This window comes from Pseudomonas sp. P5_A2_2, assembly GCF_054177685.1.
The window spans coordinates 1-3,283 of the sequence record NZ_JBGCUL010000505.1; the positions used below are offsets into that span (position 1 = coordinate 1).

Annotated in this window: 4 protein-coding genes; 3 read left to right on the forward strand and 1 reads right to left on the reverse strand. The window is 54.8% G+C overall.

What is annotated here, in order from left to right:
* On the reverse strand, positions 1-459 hold a 459-nt coding region (locus tag ACXRVY_RS21255), incomplete at its 3' end, for a LysR family transcriptional regulator (RefSeq protein ID WP_458238169.1).
* 103 nt (positions 460-562) lie between these two features.
* Between ACXRVY_RS21255 and ACXRVY_RS21260 the strand changes: the two genes are divergently transcribed.
* From ACXRVY_RS21260 to ACXRVY_RS21270, 3 genes are all read left to right on the forward strand, one after another.
* Positions 563-1,615, forward strand: a complete 1,053-nt coding sequence (locus ACXRVY_RS21260) for an aromatic ring-hydroxylating dioxygenase subunit alpha (protein ID WP_223457497.1) — start codon at positions 563-565, stop codon at positions 1,613-1,615.
* A 1-nt stretch (position 1,616) separates the two neighbouring features.
* Positions 1,617-2,573 carry a PDR/VanB family oxidoreductase gene (locus ACXRVY_RS21265; protein ID WP_223457498.1) on the forward strand — a complete coding sequence of 319 codons (957 nt, stop codon included), beginning with the start codon at positions 1,617-1,619 and terminating at the stop codon, positions 2,571-2,573.
* A 265-nt stretch (positions 2,574-2,838) separates the two neighbouring features.
* The coding region (locus ACXRVY_RS21270; protein WP_458238170.1) for an alpha/beta hydrolase fold domain-containing protein at positions 2,839-3,283 on the forward strand (445 nt) is incomplete at its 3' end.

The following is a 3,283-nucleotide window of genomic DNA, read 5'->3' on the forward strand; positions in this document are numbered from 1 at the left end:
AGCCAGGTCTGTATCACCTCTCTCCAGTGAGTTCGCTATATGCTCGGTGGGTAGCTGCGACGTTCGTATTCGGCAATGGGGGGCCACTTTCTGAAGCTCTGAAATCAGCCGGGGCAAAAATACCAACTCGCCCATATCCGTCATACAAAGGCTGAAGACCCTGGTGGAAGACATAGGGGTGAAACTGGCCTGCGCCAACAGCTTGTGCTGTACGGCGGATACGATCTCCAGAACTGAATCCCCCATCTCCTCTGCGAAAGGCGTCGGCTTCATCGCATCGCCAATACGGACGAAGAGGGGGTCTTCATAAAACTCCCGTAGACGTCGTAGTGCATGGCTCATGGCGCTCTGCGTCAAGCCAAGATGCTCTGCTGCTCGAGATACATTGCGTTCTCGCAGAAGCGCGTCGAACGCGAGCAGCAGGTTCAAGTCGAATTTCTTACCATGAATGGCGTGCATGATCTGTATTAGCTCCATGATCTATGCGCATACATGATCCGCCTCTAGCATGGCGTCAGCAAGGAAAGTTTCAAAAACAAAAACAAGAAATGAGGTCGACGTCATGCTTCTTCGTAACGCTTGGTATGTAGCTGCTTGGTCGAGTGAGATTCCGGTCGACGAGCTTCTCGCAAGAACGATTCTTAACGTGCCAGTAGCGCTATGGCGTGATACCACCGGAAAAATGGTGGCTTTCGAAGACCGTTGCTGTCACCGAGGCGCTCCACTATCGAAAGGGCGCCTGGAAGGCGATCAGCTTCGGTGTATGTACCATGGTCTTCTATTTGATACGACGGGGCGCTGCGTCGAAATACCCGGACAAGAGCGCATTCCTCCGCAGGCTAAGGTGCGCACATTCCCAGTTGTGGAGAAGCACAAGTGGATCTGGATCTGGGTGGGTGATGCCAGCCTGGCGGATCCGTCCCTGATCCCTGATACACATTGGCTGGATCACCCCGAGTGGCGAAGCCTGGAGGGTTACACCTATTACACCACCAACTACCTGCTGATCGCTGACAACCTGCTTGACCTCGCACATTTGCCCTATGTTCATCCGAACACTCTGGGCGGTGACGAGGCGTATGCGGCCTGTATACCTCAGGTCGAAAAGCTGGAAAACGGCGTACGAGTAACGCGTTGGGGTGAAGGTATTAAGCCGGCACCTTTTGTGCAGAAGATCAAGAATTATCCGGGGCCTGTTGATCGTTGGAATGTCTACGACTTCCTGCTGCCGAGCATCTTCCTGATGGATTCGGGGATGCAGCCCACTGGGCAAAATGCCAAGGCGGGAAATCGCGTCAATGCGGCAGAGTTCCGTAGCACTCAGGCACTGACTCCGGAAACGGACGAATCCACGCACTACTTCTTTTCGCAGCCTCATAATTTCGCCATTGATGACCCCGAGGTGACGTTGGCAATCCACGACCAGGTCGTCACAGCGTTCCAGGAAGACAGCGATATGATTCATGCGCAAGATCGCATGTTGAAGCTGACCTCCGATTTCAAAATGATTCCGATCGGAGCTGATACTGCTCTTTCGTATTTCAGGTGGCTAGTGGCGAATGCTTATAAGGCTGAGCAGGCGGTAAGTAATCCCGTCAAGATCCAGGAGGTCTGAGATGAGCGACTGGAACCGCGTTCGAGTGATGGCGATCGTGAAAGCTGCTGACGCCATTATGGATGTCCGCTTGCTGGCCTTGGACGGTCAACCTCTTCCTGTGGCCGACGCGGGCTCGCACATTGATGTTCGCCTGCCAAATGGTTTGATCAGGCAGTACTCCGTTCACCGGTACGATCCCTCGGACGGAAGTTACTCAATTGGGGTCGGATTGTCTGAGCCGTCACGGGGTGGCTCAGCGTTCATTCATGCACACCTGCGAGTCGGCGACCTGCTCGAAATTAGTGCGGTTCGCAATAACTTCCCGCTGGAACGCAACGCAAGCACTTATTTGTTTATCGCCGGCGGTATCGGCATTACGCCGATTCTCAGCATGATTCGTTGGTGCGATGCGAATGACAAGCCGTGGCAACTTCTCTACTGCGTCCGCTCCCGGTCCCGGGCTGCTTACATCGAGCATCTTCCTCGTGGCGGAAAATTAGTGTTTCACTCGGATGACGAAACTGCCGGTCGTCCCGATCTGCAGGCGTTTACTCGTCAAGCAAGTTCAACGGACCACCTCTATTGCTGTGGACCGGCGCCCCTCATGAATGCGGTACGGGATGTCGCACAGGCTTACCTGCCTTCCGGCCAGGTGCATTTCGAGTTGTTCAGCGCACCTCAGTCGAGTGCTCCTGAAAAACAACAGAACAAAAGCTTCGTGGTGGAACTTGCTCGTAGTGGCATGGAACTAACCGTGCCAGCTGATACCAGCCTTCTCGATGCACTCGAAGAGGCGGGGATAATGGTGCCTTTTTCCTGCCGGGAGGGGCTTTGCCGTACTTGTGAATGCCGGGTACTAGCCGGTGAGATTGATCATAGGGACTATGTCCTCAGCGATGAGGAGCGTGCTTCCAATGCGGTCATTCTGCAGTGTGTTTCACGTGCCAAGTCCCCAAGGCTGGTGCTTGATATTTGACTGACACTGCATGTCACGCTTTATCTGGGAGGCAAGAATGAGTGTTTGCGAACTGAATGCTATCCGGGATGAGCTTCGCTCTCGTAGAGAAAATACTCCTGGGTCGCTGCAGCAGGCTCGCATTGGTTTTGACCAATTGTGCAAGCGTTTTTCGGCTCCGCCTTATTGCCGCTCCACGGCGTCGACGCTCGGTGGAGTGCCTGTACGGACGGTAACCTGCGTGGATTCCCGGCGCTCTCTGCTCTATGTCCACGGAGGTGGATTCATGGTGGGCAGCGCTGAAGGTTTTGAGGGGATCGCCGGTACGCTTGCTGCTGGTACATCTTCCACGGCTTATGTCGTTGATTATCGACTAACGCCTGAACATGCATACCCTGCTGCCCAGCAAGATGTTCTGACTGCGTATGCGGCGTTGCTCGCGAACAGCGAAGATGCAGACGATATCGCATTGGTGGGGGATTCGGCGGGAGCCCAACTCATCATGGCCGCTCTGATTCAGGCCCGGACCATGGGCATGGAAATGCCGGGTTGCGTCGTGCTGTTTTCTCCCTGGGTGGATCTGGCTCTCACCGGAGAAAGCCTCCATGCCAAGGCTGCTGTGGACTGCTTTCTTACACCCCAGAAGTTGCAAGCCTGTGCTGACGCCTACCTGGGAGAGCAAGTCGAGGCTGCTTCTTTTATCCTGGAGGCTGACCTGGACGGTTTGCCGC

Bases quoted from the DNA above. Each gene is read 5' to 3' on its own strand.
- ACXRVY_RS21260 (WP_223457497.1), top strand. From the start codon at position 563: ATGCTTCTTCGTAACGCTTGGTATGTAGCTGCTTGGTCGAGTGAGATT.
- ACXRVY_RS21265 (WP_223457498.1), top strand. From the start codon at position 1,617: ATGAGCGACTGGAACCGCGTTCGAGTGATGGCGATCGTGAAAGCTGCT.